Here is a 17,511-nt window from a genome sequence, read left to right as displayed (position 1 = left end):
AAGCGGGCTTTTTCATTTGGATCGGCCTCAGTCATCAGCCGGCTCAGGTAGAAGCCCTGTGTGCTGCAGGCTGATGGCTAGCCGCCAGAAGATGACGAATTTTCACCGGGACCGCTTCGCTCTGAAACCGCCTTACGCGCGCTTCGATCTTCAGCTCCGCACGTGTCACGCGATGGTGGTGACGCAAGTGCTCGAGCCATGATTCCTCGAAGAAGAACTCCTGCCACAGTGCAGGCTCAGCGCTATCCTGGACTAGCCCCCAGGACAGTGCACCGTTGCGCTTGCGCATGGCTTGCAAAGCAGCGGCAGCCTCCAGAAACGCCTCGGCTTTGCTCGGGTCGATGTGGTATTCGACGGTGACCATGATCGGGCCGCGTTCTTGGTCCATTTCACCGTCGATAACCGGTGCAGGCCAGTGCAGCGAGGGCATGAGCTCCTCGGCAGGTGTTTCCGGCAACGTCACCCGGCAAGAGAGCAGCGTGGCCAAGGCGAGTCCGCCGCCAGCCGACAACAGACTCAAGGGGATCGATGCATGGCTGGCGAGCGTCCCCCATAGTAAACCGCCACCGGCCATGGCCCCGAAGAACACCAGGATGTAGACCGACAACGCACGCGCCCGAACCCAGGCGGGTACCGAGGTCTGAGCGGCGACTTGCAGGTTGGAGAGTACCGCGATCCATGCCGCCCCACTGAGCAGCATGGCCGGCAACAACACATAGAAATTGCGCACCGAGGCCAGCAGCACCAGGAACACCGCATACATCAGGCTCGCGATCATCACCAGACGATCACGGCTGAGGCGCTCCCGCAGCCGCGGCAGCAGTGTTGCACCACACACGGCACCAATCCCGATCGCGGCAAGCAATATCCCAAAGTCAGCGGCGCTGCCATGCATCTCCCCACGGACGATCAATGGCAACAGCGACGTGCCGGCGCTCGCGAAGAGAAAGAAGGCGAGGGCACGTACCAGTACCGCCTGCAACGGCTTCGAGCTGCGGGCAAAGCGTACGCCAGTACGCATCGCACCCATGAAGCGCTCTGCCGGAAGCAGCGGCGCCTTGATCTCGCGCTTCCACATGAACAGCACCACGATGACCCCAATGAACGACACAGCATTGAGCGCAAAGGTCAGCCAGGGCCCAACCAGGCTGACCACCACGCCGGCCATTGCTGGCCCTATCGCTCGCGATACGTTGATCCCCACGCTGGAGAGGGCCACCGCATTGGGCAGATCCGCCTGACCGACAAGCTCAGGAGTGAGGGCACTCCAGGCAGGCATCATCAACGCCGTGCCGACACCCAGCGCCAGCGTCAGCACGAGCAGCAACGGCACACTCATCACACCGAGCAATGTCAGGCTCGCCAGTGCCACCGCAACTGCAGACATCCAAAGCTGAACCAGCAACAGATAACGACGTTTGTCGATGATGTCCGCTGCGGCACCGGCTGGCAGGGCCAAGAAGAACATGGGCAAAGAGCCGGCGACCTGGATCAGCGCAACGTGCAGCGGGTTGGCCGACAGGGTTGTCATCAACCAACCAGCGCCCACCTCGTGCATCCATGTACCGATGTTGGATGCGATGGTGGCGATCCACAGCATGCGGAATGTGCGGTTGCGTAGGGGGCTCCAGGCGCCTGAAGTCGAAGTGCTCATATCGTTGCGGCCTCGGAAGAGGGGTAGGAATCAGGAGACGTTCTCCCTGAAGGGGAACCTCGCCCGAGCGGTATGAAAGCACTCTACTGACAGTGACGCTTGGCAAAAACCGGGTTGGCCAAGTAGGACTGTCTCGGCTGGATGGACAAATTGACCCTGTGGCCACCAGCCTCATCAAAAGGTTCCACGTGGAACATCAACGGTTCAGTGCGGACCGTCCATGGCTCGTTGCAGAACTTCATACACCCGAGGATCGGCACACTGCGCGACATTAAATCGTAAATAGTCCCCAGCGCACATTGACTGGCTGAATGCATTGCCAGGCGCCAGTACCACACCATGGGCAAGACAAGCCTTGGCGATTCCAGCTGCGTTCTTTGCTTGAGGGAGCTGACACCACGCGTACATACCGGCTTTGGGATGTAACCAAGGTTTCATGCCAATCGCCTCGAGCGCGCTGAGTGTCTTGTCCATTTCACTGGATAGCCTGGTTCGGATCCATTCCATGTGCTTGCGATAGCCGCTGTCGGTAATAGTCCGGTAGACGATATCAGCCGCGAGTCTACCTCCCCCAAACGAGGTCGCGATCTTGAGGTCGATCAGCCCTTCGATCCAATCCTCCCTGGAAGCGATGTAGCCGCACCGGGCAGAGGCAGAAACCGTTTTGGAGAAACTTCCAATCTGAATGACGCGGGACAGGCCGTCAAAAGCCGCCAGCCTGGGAGCAGGCGTATGCTCGAAGTCTGCGAAGATGTCATCTTCGACAATGATCAAATTGGTTGAATCAGCCAGCTTCAGCAGTTTATGGGCAGTAACCGGAGACAGAGTTGCACCGGTAGGATTGTGGATCCCGGAATTCGTTATGTACAAACGGGGCGAGTGTGCCTGCAAGGCTGCACCGAAAGATTCCACGCACGGACCCGACTTGGTATAGGGCACCCCAATTACATTCACCCGGTGAGCTTTCAGCAGGGCTTGAAAGTTGAAGTAGCAGGGATCATCGATGAGTACCGTATCCCCAGGTTCGAGGAAGAATCGGCAGATCAGATCGATTGAATGGGTTCCGGACTCGGTGAGCATGATGTTCTGGAATGGCGCGTCGATTCCGAAGTTCGCCAGACGACGGGTCAGGAACTGACGTAAGGGCAGGTGGCCAAGGGGTGACGCGTACTCCGTCAGCGTCGAGGTCTCGGAGCGTGCAGCACTTCGCAGCGCCTTTCGCACACCCCTTTCGTACATCCACGAAGCAGGAAGCCAACCGCAACCTGGCTTGAGCCTATCGGAACTGGTTTCCAAAGACTGCCGGGAGATCCACAGAGGATCGACAGCCCTGTCGAGTTTGGGCCCAAGTTCGGTCAAGGCCAGGGGAGCTGATGGGCCCGCTACGTAGAACCCAGACCCCGGCCTTGAGGTCAACGCGCCTTCTGCAGCCAAACGCTCATAGGCCTCGAGCACCGTTGAGACAGAGACCTGCTCTGCCTTGGCCATCGCCCGAACCGATGGAATCCTCGCGCCAGGCGAGTACATCCGAGCAGTGATCCGTGAACGAATCTCGTCCATGACCGTTTGGATTCGCGTACCGTCGCGTCTCATAGGACCTCGATTGTATTGGTCTGTTATGTATAACAGTTCGGCCAAACTGTACTGGATTGTACATGGCCTCGATTCGTCCGTCAGTGATCTACTGGTTGCGTACAGACGAGGGATTAGCGATGGAAAAAACAACGAGCGGGTGGATAAACGGCTTCATTGGGGTCGCGATCTTTGCAGGATCGCTGCCGGCGACGCGCGTGGCAGTGGCAGACTTCGATCCGACGTTCCTGACATGTGCCAGGGCGACCATCGCAGCCATACTGGGTATCGGTTTCTTGATCGCACTCCGTCAGCCGCGACCGAGTCGAGCCGATTTGCTGTCACTGGTCATTACTGCGCTCGGGGTGGTGATTGGGTTCCCATTGCTGACAGCCCTGGCACTTCAGCACATCACCTCCGCCCATTCCATCGTCTTCGTAGGTCTGCTGCCACTCTGTACGGCTATTTTTGCAGTGCTACGCGGTGCAGAGCGGCCGCAGCCATTGTTCTGGCTGTTCTCGATCATCGGTGCAAGCTTGGTAGTTGGATATGCGTTGAGCAACGCCGGTGAGGGGTCGGCAGTCGGTGACCTGCTGATGATGGCTGCAGTTATCGCATGCGGCTTGGGCTACGCAGAGGGTGCGAAGCTTTCCCTGAGATTGGGCGGATGGCAAGTAATCAGTTGGGCCTTGGTAGCAGCGCTACCCCTGATGCTTTTGATGACCATTGTCAGTCTTCCCACAGCTGAGGCGCTAGACCAGGTGAGCGTCCCTGCATGGTTCAGCCTTGGTTATGTGTCGCTGTTCAGCATGCTGATCGGATTCGTCTTCTGGTACCGGGGACTTGCCCAGGGTGGCATTGCAGCTGTTGGTCAACTGCAGCTCCTGCAGCCGTTCATGGGGCTGGGGTTAGCGGCACTGTTACTTCACGAGCACGTGAATTGGATGATGCTCGTGGTCACTTTGGGAGCTGTCCTGTGTGTGGCCGGGGCGAAGAAGTTCGCCCGCTAGCCACGGCACCGCTGCAGAGTGCACAGGTACAAAAAAGCCCGCTAGTGCGGGCTTGAAGGGGAAACCGTGCAGATTTTCTGTGAACCTACACTCGATGTAGGTTCACAAAATAGGTGATAGGCCAGACCCCGTGAAATTGGAATCTTCGCCATTTTTTTTGTGAAATGAAGGGGTGCTTTTCACAGAAAAGCCGAGAAATCCCTACTCACCAATCACAAAAGTTGATTGGCCTGGAAAGGGCCGTTTACGACCGACGCGTGACTTTTCGGTAAGGGATGAGGAGTAGTCGCAGCGATCCTTTAGCTCCTAGTCTGGCGACCTTGGGTTCAGAATCCGACTGGCAATGCCCGCCGTCACTACTTCAGAGGAACCAGCTTCCTCTGCTGCCAAAATTGCGGGGGGCTCATGCTGGTACCCAGGCCCGACAAATGCGCAGTTGCAGCCCTCAATTGCAAGGCTATCCAAAGCGGCACGCGTGTCAATCAAGATCTGATGCATGACGATGGCCGGCCTCACGGAGGTGAAACCGGAGATTCAGATTGACTAAACCGACCCCGTAGACACCAACCTCCACGAAGGCCGCTATCGACCCAAAGCTGTCCTTCAAGAAAGGCAGCTAACGGCGAGAAGCGGTCATTTTGTATCTACAGGTTTCGGGGCGATTCACTCGTCTGATGCTCAGGAGCACCAGGATGGGCGTCAAGGAGGTGGTCATCTTGAGGTGGACTATGCTGACCAGTTGCTCTCAAATCTAATCGTGAGGTCCTCCATGGCAAACCCCAATCTGCTGGCTCTATTCAGAGATGAAGTCCTTCTGACCGGGCCTGAAAGCTCCCTTCCAAGCAACCTATCTCAGTTCTGGCTTGAGGAGCTCCAGAGTCATCTGGAGAGGTATTTCGACGGTTTGAACTCGGATTCAGATGCAGAAGAGAAGGATCTCGACATCTCTCTCCCACTCGCAGCGATCATCCACATCTTGTTCGCGAAGAATGGTGGGGAGGAGATATCCGAGAGCTCTGAAAAGCTGTACGAGTATTTCCAAGACTACCGGCTCGAACTGGCCCTTGAAGAGATCACGCGAAAGACTCATGTGGCTGCCGAGGCTGCAACCATTGAGACCATCTTCACCAACCGAGATGTCCTGGTGGAACAAGGCCCCCTTCTTCAATAGGTACCTCCACCGATGCCATCGCCGGCGGGCACGCTCCGAGGCATTGATGGAATGCATTTTGACGGCTGCCGAGATCAGCGAATGAAAGAAATTGCTGCGCCGATGTTCGATCTAATCGCTTTGTCGCTTCCACGAGGGTTGGGGTTTGGGGACAGCCCGCCAGTAGGGGCATGGCTTAGTGAGGACGGAATTTCTTGTGCCGCTCTAACCCGAAATATCAATTCCGGCAGCTTCGGAATTGTCACCTTGCGGCGTCGTGTCGATAGCGTGTGGGTGCTCCTCAGCCATGGTGAGTGCACCACTGGCGAGTCCGAAGCCCGCGCCTCAATCAGCCATTTTCTCTATACCCAAGCCCATCCGCTTCCACTCCCTTCAGGTGAACGACGACGTGCTCCTCTAAGCAGAATGGGTAAGCGCACACCAAGCGTGGTGTTCAAATCACTATTTGATCCAAGCCGCCGTATTGGGGCGTGGGCGCTGAATCAACTGTATCTCGCACTGCCATCCCCAGACAGAAATTGGGTTCCCGATTGCCAGACTGAGAATTTTCACACCCGCCTCTGGGAAGCCCACCTATTAGCGATTTTTCGTGAACAGGGACTCTTGGTCACCCAGCCTAAAGAATCACCCGATTTTCACATCGAGAATAGGCTGGGAGATGAGGCCTGGGTTGAAGCAGTGACAGCCAACCCGGAAGAGCGGTATGAGCATTTTGGCGCCTCGCCGGTCCCCCCACCCGCTGACCGACATGAGCGTTTCTTAGGAGCGGCTGCAGAAAGGTTTGCGAGGACCATCCAAAACAAATTGGACAAGCGTTACGAATCCCTACCGCACGTGGAGGGTAAGCCGCTCATTCTGGCCTTAGCCGATTTCCATGCGCCCAGTTCAATGCTGTGGAGCAGGGAGTCGCTCATCAGCTATCTCTATGGCTTTGCAGTTCACTCATCTGCGCATCGTGGTACGCACCTGATAACTGTGGAGGAAGAGACATCTCTGCTATCAGGGCGCCCCAACGGCCTATTTACGCTAATGGAAAATGCCCATCTTTCAGCGGTCATTTTCACCAATGCCTGCACAGTGCCAAAGCTCAGCCGAGTGCCGATCTCAGGTGGAGCTCATCTAGACGGGTACCGATACTTGCGGTTTGGTGAGTTTTTCGACCGTTCTCCGGGAGCATCACGAGGTATCCCATTTCTGTTGGATGTAGCGTCCAGCGACTACGGTCAGCTCTGGCCGCAATATGGCTACGAGCCGTGGTCTGCTGAAGTGGAGGTATTCCATAACCCTATGGCACTATACCCGGTGCCTAATGAGTTGATACCAGAAGTCACCCACTGGAGAGAAGTAAACGGAAGAGTCGAGTGCGAATCTTTCTTTGATGTATCCATACTCCGATCCAGAACACTCGTCCTCAGTGCAAACGCTAAGGTTCCGTCACTCGATGAGTTGCTGACAGCAGCCAGTCCTCCAGAGCTCTGACGGCGGCGGGGTGGCCGCATCGTTGCCACGCAGGTAGATGAGAATTTCTCAGCAAGCTACCCAGCCAGGGGAAGGACATGAGATCCCCTGCGCAATTCAGGACCGTTGAAGCGTCACCTCTCTTCGGGTAAAAGCATGACCGTCATACAACGCTACAACAGCGTCATACCCGAGAGCATAGGAAGAAAAATGTCGATCCAAGGACTAAAACGATACTTTGGAAACAAGATTCACGCAGTGATAATGATGGCCCCGCTTAAGCGGGAAATGATACGCCTCGGCATATGCACCCTTATGGCGATTATTCTGAATATCATCTTGTATACCGGCGTTGAAGTAGACGGCACCATCAAGCCGTGGGCAGAAACCCCGATAAAACTGTTTGCATCGTCGATGTTATTCGCCTTCATGATCAAGGCTTTTCTGCCAGTTCTCGGCTGGACGATACTGAAAGCAATGCTGTTGAGTGCGAACAATGCCTTCAGCGGCATACTGAGTTTTTTGGGCAATCAGTTCACAGGCGTCATGTACTGTACCGGAATTATTATGGGTTCTATCACGATTAAATTGTATATGGTTTCCGGGGTTTTAGACTCTGAGTTTGCTTATCTGTCCGCAATCGTATTTGCTTCCGGGGTTTTATATTTCTATGTGCTGCAATGCGCCATTCAAAAAACAATGAGTCCGGCCCTGCGTACACCAGCAGTACCGCGTTAAACCACTAGGCTGTGACTATTCATCTCTGGTGCTCAGTAGGCGCTCGCTCTGCTGAACCCTCACCCATACACAACCATTAATGGACTGGCCCGCCTTCGACTTTATGAAGAAGGCGAGCGAGCACGTGACTGATTGCGCATGTATTCCGAGATGAGACTTTCGAAATTGATGTCCGCCTCCTCAACGAGAATATTGACGTGACAGTACAGCTCTTCAGGACCTCTGAGATAATTGAAAATCCTTGATCTAACGATGCCGCAAACCCCTTCTTTGACCGCCGTAGAGGGGAGGTTGATAACATCGCCAACGCACGGGATAAGAGCTAGGCCATGGTCGCTGTTGAAGACAATGTCAGCTGGACAGGCATCAATGCTGGCATCGGATTGTCCTTGCGAAACCTGCTGATAATCAATGCTATACCTCATGTACAGCCTACCTCATTTGTTGAGTGAGGAATCAGCGCCGCGGATCGTAAACAGAAACCTCAAGTTCGCAAGCGACGGGAGCATGTAGCGGATTTTCGGTACTAGAGAGCTTGGCAACTATCGTTTTTCAAGCACATACCCTACGCCCCGAAGCGTATGTATCAGTTTGGTCTCGAAAGGGTCATCTATCTTGGCTCTGAGTCTTCGAATCGACACCTCTACAACGTTTGTGTCGCAGTCAAAATTCATATCCCAAACCTGCGAAATAATTTGGGTGCGGCTCAGCACCACACCGGTATTACGCATCAGGTAATGCAGTAACGCGAATTCTTTCGTGGTCAGGTCAATGCGCTGACCGTCCCTGAATGCCCTGTGCCGGCTCTGATCAAGCTCCAGGTCAGCGACGCGAATGACCTCTACGGATGCAGGGTGATCTGACCTGCGCATCAAGGCGCGAACCCGGGCCAGCAGCTCAGGGAACTCAAATGGCTTGATCAGGTAGTCATCTGCTCCGTTCTCCAGCCCCCGGACCTTATCCGCCAGCCGGCTTCTCGCCGTCAGCATCATGATACGGGAAGGGCAGTTTTTACGACGCAACAACTCAAGGACCTGCCAACCGTCCATCTCTGGCAGATTTATATCCAGGATAATCAGCTCATATTCGTGCTGCTTAGCCAAGAATAATCCATCTGACCCGGTGTGGACGCAATCTACGACATAGCCACATTCCGTCAGACCTTGACGCACATACTCCGCAGTTTTTACTTCATCCTCAATTACCAGAATTCGCATGGGATTTTGTCTCGATATCACTGAGCAATTAACCGCGCACGCGCGCCGGCATTATTGAAAGGGATGGTAAATCAAAATGAGCGTGCCGGGGCTCAAATGACGGATTTGTAATTTCTAGGTAATACAGTTGATAGTCTGGCGGTATATCTTGTCGCGGTTTGGGTTTGACAGTTGCGGGCCCTCTCTCCAGCAGGTGATTTGACCTTATGAAGTATTGGGTTATTTTCTTCTTTGTGCTGGCTTCGTTCCGCTCAGATGACGGCGAGGTCGCTCACATTGAAGAGACTGGTCATTGGTGTAGTCATGAACTTCACCGGCATGCGATGCGTACAATCGAACGCCTACTTGAATTTTAGGCAAAAAAAAGGCGCCCAATGGGCGCCAAATATCCACCTTTTACCAAAGGAGCACTTAAGCCACTCAAGGTGAATGCGTAATGCTCGTTTTACTAACAGGACCCGCCAATGGATAACTGGCCCAGTTAGCGAATTACAGAATCGAAAGCGGGTACTCGATGATTACACGAGTTTCATCCAGATCCGATTCGAAAGCAGTGGCACGCGTGGTTGCCTGGCGCAACCGGAAGGACAGATCTTTTGCCGGACCGGTTTGGACAACGTATTTGACTTCGACGTCACGCTCCCAACGCTTCTGATTGTCGAGCGGGTTGCCGTTGTCGTCGGTGCGCATGTAGAACTGGTTAGCGTTCGAGTAATCCGCACCCGAGCCTCTGGCGTAGCGCGTCATGAACGTCAGGCCTGGAATGCCGTAGCTGGTGAAGTTCAGGTCATAGCGCAGCATCCAGGAACGCTCTTTCGGCGAGTTGAAGTCGCTGTACTGGATGGAGTTGTCGACGAAAATCGAGTCCGACTGACGCAGGTAGTCGAAATCGTCGTCGCCGTTGTTGCGCTGATGCGACAGGGCCAGGGTGTGGGCACCGTAACGCACACCGACCTTGGCACTCCAGATGTTGTTGTCGAATTCACCCAGGCGCTTCTTACCTTCATCTACGGCTTTGTAGTAGTTGAAGCCACCGATCAGCGCCAGATCGTCGCTCAGCGGGTAAACCACGCTTGTGCCGGCGTAGTACTGATTCCAGACGTCTTTCAGCTGGCTGGCGTAGACGCTCACAGTCCAGTTGTCGTTGATCGAGTAGTCACCGCCACCGTAACCGATCCATGGCGAGTTGACCGGGCCGCCGTAGAACGTCACGAAGTTGTCGTTCAGGTTGCTTGAGACCGGCTGGCTCATCGCATGCAGACGACCACCCTGGAGGGTAAGGCCCTGGATGCTGGTGTTCTCAACGGTCACACCGCGGAAACTCTCTGGCAGCAGGCGAGAGTCACCCGATGCGACGACCGGGGTCGATGGGAAGACATCACCCACTTTCACGATGGTATCGAACAAGCGGACTTTGGCTGCGCCGCCGACCTTGGTGTATTCGTCGCGAGCTTCACCCTTGTTATCAACGGGCAGCACGTCGAAGGAGCTACGGCCGCCGTTGCGCCCATCACCGGTGTCGAGCTTGAGGCCGATCATGGCAAAGGCATCAACGCCAAAGCCAACGGTACCTTGGGTAAACCCGGAGTTGAATTTGCTGATGATCGCGTGCGCCCAGGCTTCGGAGTAGCCGTTCGTATTGCCCTTGCCACTGTTGTAAGTGGGGGCGGTGCTGTCGCGGTTATCACGGTTGAAGTAGAAGTTACGGTTCAACACTGTAAGGCTGCTGCCTTCAATGAAGCCTTCTGGCTTGTCTTCAGCTTGTGCCGAAATAGCATAGCTTCCAGACAGCGCAGAAACTGCCGCCAAATACAGTGGTACTTTGATTTTCATCCGATGCTCCTTTGATTCACGGCAGTTTTTATTATGTTTACCGGCGCGGGTGTCGTTAATTGTTCTGACCAGGCGGCGCGCCTAGCGTAGCGCGAGCTCATATTTGCAGGCCGAAGATAACGGGGGGGTGATAGGAAAATTACAATTTCGTCATCTACCTGTTGTTCGGGCCTTCGCACCGCGTGTTTGCCATCTCCGTTGCTTGTAACGAAATCATCGTGTCGGGTTTGGTTTCCCAGTATTTTCGGGCATTACAGGACATTCTTACGGAATTGTAATTTTCTAGCCACCCCTCTGATAGCTACCGCTCATTAGAGTGCCATCACCTAATCAAGTGGGGCTTGGCAGCTGTTTCGGCGTTCTCGCCAAGCTTTATCGAAGTTTGTGCACGAGGACCATCAAAGTGCCCCGGTATAACCGCAATGTCTTACCCAAGACCCCCGTCTCGCCCTGGAAGATCGCTGCACTCTGTGCAGTCATCTCTGGGTTGATGGCGCCTGCAGCCCTTGCCCAAAGCATCAGCTTGCCCCAGGCGCTTTCGACGGCCATGGATGCCAACCCAGACCTGGCCGCGGCCAGGCAAGAAATTGGGATCGCTGATGGTGCTCGCAAGCAGGCCGGGCTTATCCCCAACCCCACAATCTCGTATGACGTGGAAGACACCCGTCGTAACACCAGCCAGACGACTGTCTCTCTCAGCCAGACCCTTGAGCTGGGCGGTAAGCGGGGGGCTCGTGTTGACGTCGCCACATACGGGCAGACCGCCGCACAGCTTGAGTTAGACCGTCGCGTTAACGGCCTGCGTGCAGATGTCGTCCAAGCCTTTTACGCCGCGTTGCGGGCCCAGACAGGTCTCGACCTGGCCAAGCAATCTCTCGAACTGACTGAGCGCGGTCTTCGCATCGTCGATGGCCGTGTTCGCGCAGGTAAGTCGTCCCCAGTGGAGGCGACCCGCGCTCAAGTGCAACTGGCCGAAGCCCAGCTGCAAGTTCGACGTGCAGAAACGGAAAAAGCGACCGCTTACCAACAGCTCGCTCAAATTACCGGGAGCTCAGTCACCGTGTTTGATCGACTCGAATCGCCAACCCTCTCCCCGGGCTTGCCACCTCGCACTGAAGATCTGCTGGCTAAGCTCGACCAAACAGCAGAAATGCGTCAGGCCGTGGTGCAGATAGACAAGAGCGATGCCTCGCTCGGCTCAGAGAAAGCTCAGCGTATCCCGAACCTTACTGTCAGTGTAGGTAGCCAGTACGACCGCTCTGTGCGCGAGCGGGTCAACACTGTGGGCCTGTCTATGCCTTTGCCGCTGTTCGATCGTAACCAGGGCAACATTCTTTCCGCTTCTCGTCGTGCAGATCAGGCCCGGGACCAGCGCAATGCTGTTGAGCTGCGCCTGCGCACCGAAACCCAAACCGCGTTGAACCAATGGTCCACCGCCATGCAGGAGGTCGAGTCCTACGACAAGACCATTCTGCCTTCAGCCCAACAAGCCGTAGAGACCGCAACCCGCGGCTTCGAGATGGGCAAATTCGGTTTCATCGAAGTGCTGGATGCCCAGCGCACCTTGATCGTCGCTCGTGGCCAATACCTCGAATCGTTGGCAGCGGCGACCAATGCGCGTGCGCAGGTGGAAAGGGTTTATGGCGAAGTCGGCTCAACCGCCGGCACTCGCTGAACGGGCCAAACATTTTCTTCGGCACACAGCCTTGAACAAGCCGGTGCCTACGATCAGCAGGAGTAGCAATGGATAACAAACGCAAGATCGCCCTCGCGGTAGCCGCTGTGGCAGCCCTCGGATTTGGCAGCCTTGCCTGGAACAACAGTTCCGGACAGCAGGCCGCCAGTACTGCCGAGCATGGCGCTAACGATGGCCATGGCGACGAAAAGAAAGCCGCATCTGCCGCCAAAGAGGAAGGTGATGAGGGCCATGGTGAAGAAGGCCACAGCGAAGAGGGCGGTGAAGAAGAGGGCAAGCTGACGCTCAGCGCTGAACAGATCAAGGCCGCTGGTGTTGCCCTGGAAGCTGCAGCGCCTCGTGACCTCGGTACCGTCGTGAGCTTCCCTGGCGAAATTCGCTTCGACGAAGATCGTACTGCCCACGTGGTTCCTCGTGTTCCTGGCGTTGTTGAGGCTGTCCAGGCCAACCTGGGCGAGACGGTCAAGAAAGGGCAAGTCCTCGCGGTAATCGCCAGCCAGCAGATCTCTGACCTGCGCAGCGAACAACAGGCCGCACAGCGTCGCGTCGAACTGGCGCGTGTGACCTTCGAACGTGAGAAGCAACTGTGGCAGGACAAGATCTCTGCAGAGCAAGACTACCTCCAAGCACGCCAAGCGCTGCAAGAAGCGGAGATCTCCTTGGCCAACGCCAAGCAGAAGGTCGGCGCAATCGGTGCCTCGGTTAACTCCGTTGGCGGTAATCGTTACGAGCTCCGCGCTCCCTTCGACGCCGTGGTAGTGGAGAAACACCTGACCGTCGGCGAAGTCGTCAGCGAGGCGACCAACGCCTTCATCCTTTCCGACCTGAATCAGGTCTGGGCGACCTTCGCAGTTCCGCCGACAGATCTGGGCAAGGTCACGACTGGCCGTGCAGTGAAAGTCTCTTCGCCTGACATGAACGTCGAGGTCGAAGGGAAGGTGGGTTATGTCGGCAGCCTGCTGGGCGAGCAAAACCGTGCAGCTACTGTCCGCGTCACCTTGACCAACCCCAACGGCGCCTGGCGTCCAGGCCTGTTCGTAAACATTGCGGTCACCTTCCAGACCGATCGAGTTGCCGTAGCGGTCCCTGAGCACGCTGTGCAGACCGTTGAAGACAAACCTTCGGTATTCGTACGCACCCCAGATGGCTTTGACACCCGCCCGGTAAAACTGGGTCGCCGCGACAATGGGTACGTGGAAATCATCGACGGTATTGAAGCCGGCGCCCAGGTAGCAACCAGTGGCAGCTTCACACTCAAGTCCGAGCTCGGCAAAGCTTCTGCCGAACACGGTCACTGATGCGAACTGACAGGATGATTTCTCATGTTTGAACGTATCATCAGATTCGCCATCGAGCAGCGCATCGTAGTAATGATCGCCGTTCTGATCATGGCGGGTATCGGTATCTACAGCTATCAAAAGCTGCCCATCGATGCGGTACCCGATATCACCAACGTCCAGGTGCAGATCAACACTGCAGCGCCTGGTTACTCGCCCTTGGAAACCGAACAACGGATCACGTTTCCAGTTGAAACGGCCATGGCCGGTCTCCCGGGCCTTCAGCAGACCCGTTCCCTGTCTCGCTCTGGCCTGTCTCAGGTCACCGTGATCTTCAAGGATGGCACTGACATCTTCTTTGCCCGCCAGTTGATCAACGAGCGGCTGCAGGTTGCGAAGGAACAGCTGCCAGAAGGTGTAGAGGCCGTCATGGGTCCGGTATCTACCGGCCTCGGCGAGATCTTCCTGTGGACTGTTGAAGCCGAAGATGGCGCGGTCAAAGAGGACGGTACGCCGTACACCCCGACCGACCTGCGCGTGATCCAGGACTGGATCATCAAGCCTCAGCTGCGTAACGTCCCGGGTGTGGCCGAGATCAATACCATCGGCGGTTATGCCAAGCAGTTCCTGGTTGCGCCGGATCCAAAGCGCCTGGCTACCTACAAGCTGACACTCAATGACCTGGTCGCAGCGTTGGAAAGTAACAACGCCAACGTCGGTGCCGGCTACATCGAGCGTAATGGTGAACAGTTGCTCATCCGTGCACCGGGTCAGGTAGGCAATATCGAAGACATCGCCAACATCGTGATCACCAGTGTGGATGGTGCACCGATTCGCATCAGCAGCGTTGCTGACGTCAGCATCGGTAAAGAGCTCCGTACAGGTGCTGCTACTGAGAACGGCCGCGAAGTCGTGCTCGGTACCGTGTTCATGCTGATTGGTGAAAACAGCCGCACCGTATCTCAAGCTGTCGCCGCCAAATTGGCGGACATCAACCGCACCCTGCCAAAGGGCGTGGTGGCTGTGACTGTTTACGACCGTACCAACCTGGTTGAAAAAGCCATCGCGACGGTGAAGAAGAACCTGGTGGAAGGCGCGATCCTGGTTATCGCCATTCTGTTCCTGTTCCTCGGCAACATCCGTGCGGCTCTGATCACCGCGATGGTGATTCCGCTGTCCATGCTGTTCACCTTCACAGGCATGTTCAACAACAAGGTCAGTGCCAACTTAATGAGTTTGGGGGCACTCGACTTCGGCATCATCGTCGACGGTGCCGTGGTTATTGTAGAAAACGCGATCCGTCGACTGGCTCATGCGCAACATAAGCATGGCCGCATGCTCACCAAAACCGAACGCTTCCACGAGGTCTTTGCCGCGGCGCGAGAAGCTCGCCGGCCGCTGATCTTCGGTCAGCTGATCATCATGGTGGTGTACCTGCCGATCTTCGCCCTCACCGGCGTCGAAGGCAAAATGTTCCACCCGATGGCCTTCACCGTTGTGATGGCGCTGCTGGGTGCAATGGTCCTGTCCGTTACCTTTGTTCCTGCAGCTATTGCCATGTTCGTCACTGGCAAGGTGAAGGAAGAGGAAGGCGTGGTCATGCGCACAGCTCGACTGCGCTATGAACCGGTTCTGCAATGGGTGCTGGGACATCGGAACATCGCTTTCTCGGCCGCAGTAGCCTTGGTCGTGCTCAGTGGTTTGCTGGCAAGTCGTATGGGTAGCGAGTTCATCCCAAGCCTCAGTGAGGGTGACTTTGCGATGCAGGCCATGCGTGTGCCTGGAACGAGCCTCACTCAATCTGTCGAGATGCAGCAGCGTCTGGAGAAAGCGGTGATTGCGCAGGTGCCTGAAGTTGAGCGGATGTTCGCACGCTCGGGTACCGCAGAAATTGCATCTGACCCGATGCCGCCGAACGCCTCTGACGCCTACATCATGCTCAAGCCTCAGGATCAGTGGCCTAACCCGAAGAAGCCTCGTGATGAGCTGATTGCTGAAGTGCAGAAGGCCGCAGCGGGTGTTCCAGGAAGCAACTACGAGTTGTCGCAGCCAATCCAACTGCGTTTCAACGAGCTGATTTCGGGCGTGCGTAGTGACGTCGCTGTGAAAGTCTTCGGCGATGACATGGACGTGCTCAACAACACCGCCAACAAGATCGCGGCAGCGCTCAAAGCGGTCCCGGGCTCATCGGAAGTGAAAGTTGAGCAGACATCCGGCCTGCCGGTGCTGACCATCAACATTGACCGCGAAAAAGCAGCACGCTACGGCCTGAACATCGCGGATGTTCAGAACTCGATCGCTATCGCCGTGGGTGGCCGTCAGGCCGGCACGCTGTATGAGGGCGACCGTCGGTTCGACATGGTAGTACGCCTACCAGAGACCGTTCGCACCGACGTAGCGGGTATGTCCAGCTTGCTGATCCCGGTACCTGCCAATGCGGCACAGGGTGCCAATCAGATCGGCTTCATCCCGCTGTCCCAGGTCGCCAATCTGGACCTGCAACTGGGCCCGAACCAAATCAGCCGCGAGAACGGCAAACGTCTGGTTATCGTCAGCGCCAACGTTCGAGGCCGCGATCTGGGGTCCTTCGTTGAGGAGGCGACCGCATCGCTGGACAAGAAGGTGCAAATCCCTGCGGGCTACTGGACGACTTGGGGGGGCCAGTTCGAGCAGCTGCAGTCGGCTGCCAAACGCCTGCAGATCGTTGTTCCAGTCGCCTTGCTGCTGGTCATGACCTTGTTGTTCCTGATGTTCAACAACCTGAAGGACGGCATGCTGGTCTTCACCGGTATTCCATTCGCACTCACCGGTGGTGTTGTGGCGTTGTGGCTGCGGGACATCCCACTGTCGATCTCGGCAGGTGTCGGCTTCATTGCACTGTCCGGCGTTGCAGTACTGAACGGCCTGGTGATGATTGCCTTCATCCGCGGGCTAAGGGAGGAGGGACGAACGCTCAGACAGGCAGTCGATGAAGGTGCATTGACCCGTCTGCGACCTGTTCTGATGACAGCCTTGGTAGCGTCCCTGGGCTTCATCCCGATGGCTTTGGCCACCGGCACCGGTGCCGAAGTTCAGCGGCCATTGGCGACGGTGGTGATTGGCGGGATCCTGTCCTCCACCGCACTGACCTTGCTGGTACTGCCTGCCCTGTATCACTGGGCACACCGCAAGGATGAAGACGGCGACGAGGCCGAAGTGGTTAGCTAACAGCCTCCGCTAAAGAGAAGCCCACAACACGTGTTGTGGGCTTTTTTGTTTAAAGTGAAGTAGATGCACTTACCTTTCAAAATTGTAAGTTTCTCGTCATGCCGGTGATGCCTATGCATTGCTAAGGTTACGCCCGAGAAGTTTTGAAATTGAGAGGGTTTTATGAAAAAGCTAATTATCGCTGCTGCACTTGTTGTTTTCTCGGTGGCTTCGCAGGCCAACACTTTCTCCGAGAGCAAGCAGCTTCAATACACCAAGGAACACCAGACCGCAGTGGCCAAGTACGCGGAGAAAAATGGCAAGCCAATGCCAGAGATTCAGGATTACAAATATGGCATGAAGATAGACGTTGCGAAATTCGTACGTCAGTCGCAGGACCCCCGTACCTGCCAGGTCTATCCACGGTTGATGACCTTCGAGGACTCCCAGGGCACGCTCAAGACTGTTCGTTACTCGATGTATTCGCAATGCATCAACAACAAGTAGTAAACGATTTGAACAGAACAATTAGAGAATTCATAAATGCCAGGCAGTGCCTGGCATTTTTTATTACGCCCGATACCCCATAGCTTCGAAATGTTAACGCCTGGGCTCGGGCAAACCGTGCAATAGATCTTAGCCAACCAACAGAGACGGCTCCCCAACTGCAGAGGGCAATTGGAAGCCTTGACCCCAGAA

The 17,511-nt window shown here is 55.9% G+C and carries 13 protein-coding genes; 8 read left to right on the top strand and 5 right to left on the bottom strand.

Annotation, left to right across the window (positions count from 1 at the left end; translation table 11 throughout):
- Window positions 1-43: 43 nt before the first annotated feature.
- Together KY379_RS10795 and KY379_RS10790 are read right to left on the bottom strand one after the other, a co-directional pair.
- On the bottom strand, window positions 44-1,654 hold the full coding sequence (locus tag KY379_RS10795; protein WP_261239791.1) for an MFS transporter: 1,611 nt from the start codon (window positions 1,652-1,654) through the stop codon (window positions 44-46).
- Between the two features lie 204 nt (window positions 1,655-1,858).
- Window positions 1,859-3,247, bottom strand: a complete 1,389-nt coding sequence (locus tag KY379_RS10790) for a PLP-dependent aminotransferase family protein (RefSeq protein ID WP_261239790.1) — start codon at window positions 3,245-3,247, stop codon at window positions 1,859-1,861.
- Window positions 3,248-3,366: 119 nt separating this feature from the next.
- On the opposite strand from KY379_RS10790, the gene KY379_RS10785 reads away from it, so the two are divergent.
- From KY379_RS10785 to KY379_RS10770, 4 genes are all read left to right on the top strand, one after another.
- Window positions 3,367-4,236: a DMT family transporter gene (locus KY379_RS10785; RefSeq protein ID WP_261239944.1), complete on the top strand. Its 870-nt coding sequence runs from the start codon at window positions 3,367-3,369 to the stop codon at window positions 4,234-4,236.
- A gap of 769 nt (window positions 4,237-5,005) precedes the next feature.
- On the top strand, window positions 5,006-5,407 hold the full coding sequence (locus KY379_RS10780; protein ID WP_012269857.1) for a hypothetical protein: 402 nt from the start codon (window positions 5,006-5,008) through the stop codon (window positions 5,405-5,407).
- 81 nt (window positions 5,408-5,488) lie between these two features.
- Complete coding sequence (locus KY379_RS10775; protein WP_223296393.1) at window positions 5,489-6,886, top strand: hypothetical protein; 1,398 nt, start codon at window positions 5,489-5,491, stop codon at window positions 6,884-6,886.
- A gap of 189 nt (window positions 6,887-7,075) precedes the next feature.
- Window positions 7,076-7,603 carry a hypothetical protein gene (locus tag KY379_RS10770; protein ID WP_012269855.1) on the top strand — a complete coding sequence of 176 codons (528 nt, stop codon included), beginning with the start codon at window positions 7,076-7,078 and terminating at the stop codon, window positions 7,601-7,603.
- A gap of 101 nt (window positions 7,604-7,704) precedes the next feature.
- On the opposite strand, the gene KY379_RS10765 is transcribed toward KY379_RS10770, so the two are convergent.
- The 3 genes from KY379_RS10765 to KY379_RS10755 form a co-directional block, all read right to left on the bottom strand.
- Window positions 7,705-8,028, bottom strand: a complete 324-nt coding sequence (locus KY379_RS10765) for a hypothetical protein (protein ID WP_010951457.1) — start codon at window positions 8,026-8,028, stop codon at window positions 7,705-7,707.
- Window positions 8,029-8,145: 117 nt separating this feature from the next.
- Window positions 8,146-8,820 carry a heavy metal response regulator transcription factor gene (locus KY379_RS10760; protein WP_003253420.1) on the bottom strand — a complete coding sequence of 225 codons (675 nt, stop codon included), beginning with the start codon at window positions 8,818-8,820 and terminating at the stop codon, window positions 8,146-8,148.
- A 489-nt stretch (window positions 8,821-9,309) separates the two neighbouring features.
- Window positions 9,310-10,653: an OprD family porin gene (locus tag KY379_RS10755; RefSeq protein ID WP_003253422.1), complete on the bottom strand. Its 1,344-nt coding sequence runs from the start codon at window positions 10,651-10,653 to the stop codon at window positions 9,310-9,312.
- 403 nt (window positions 10,654-11,056) lie between these two features.
- Here KY379_RS10755 and KY379_RS10750 point away from each other — a divergent pair, with 403 nt between their 5' ends.
- The 4 genes from KY379_RS10750 to KY379_RS10735 all read left to right on the top strand — a co-directional run bounded on the left by KY379_RS10750 (window position 11,057) and on the right by KY379_RS10735 (window position 17,319).
- Window positions 11,057-12,328, top strand: a complete 1,272-nt coding sequence (locus KY379_RS10750; protein ID WP_010951456.1) for a TolC family protein — start codon at window positions 11,057-11,059, stop codon at window positions 12,326-12,328.
- A gap of 68 nt (window positions 12,329-12,396) precedes the next feature.
- Window positions 12,397-13,647 carry an efflux RND transporter periplasmic adaptor subunit gene (locus KY379_RS10745; RefSeq protein ID WP_012269854.1) on the top strand — a complete coding sequence of 417 codons (1,251 nt, stop codon included), beginning with the start codon at window positions 12,397-12,399 and terminating at the stop codon, window positions 13,645-13,647.
- Window positions 13,648-13,671: 24 nt separating this feature from the next.
- Window positions 13,672-16,833 carry a CusA/CzcA family heavy metal efflux RND transporter gene (locus KY379_RS10740; protein WP_010951454.1) on the top strand — a complete coding sequence of 1,054 codons (3,162 nt, stop codon included), beginning with the start codon at window positions 13,672-13,674 and terminating at the stop codon, window positions 16,831-16,833.
- A gap of 162 nt (window positions 16,834-16,995) precedes the next feature.
- Window positions 16,996-17,319: a DUF2790 domain-containing protein gene (locus KY379_RS10735; protein WP_003253432.1), complete on the top strand. Its 324-nt coding sequence runs from the start codon at window positions 16,996-16,998 to the stop codon at window positions 17,317-17,319.
- Window positions 17,320-17,511 lie beyond the last annotated feature (192 nt).

The sequence above is a fragment of the Pseudomonas sp. HD6422 genome (assembly GCF_025377065.1).
Lineage (GTDB): Bacteria > Pseudomonadota > Gammaproteobacteria > Pseudomonadales > Pseudomonadaceae > Aquipseudomonas > Aquipseudomonas putida_U.
The sequence above is the reverse complement of the archived record's forward strand: the minus strand, read 5'-3'. Positions and strand labels throughout refer to the sequence as shown.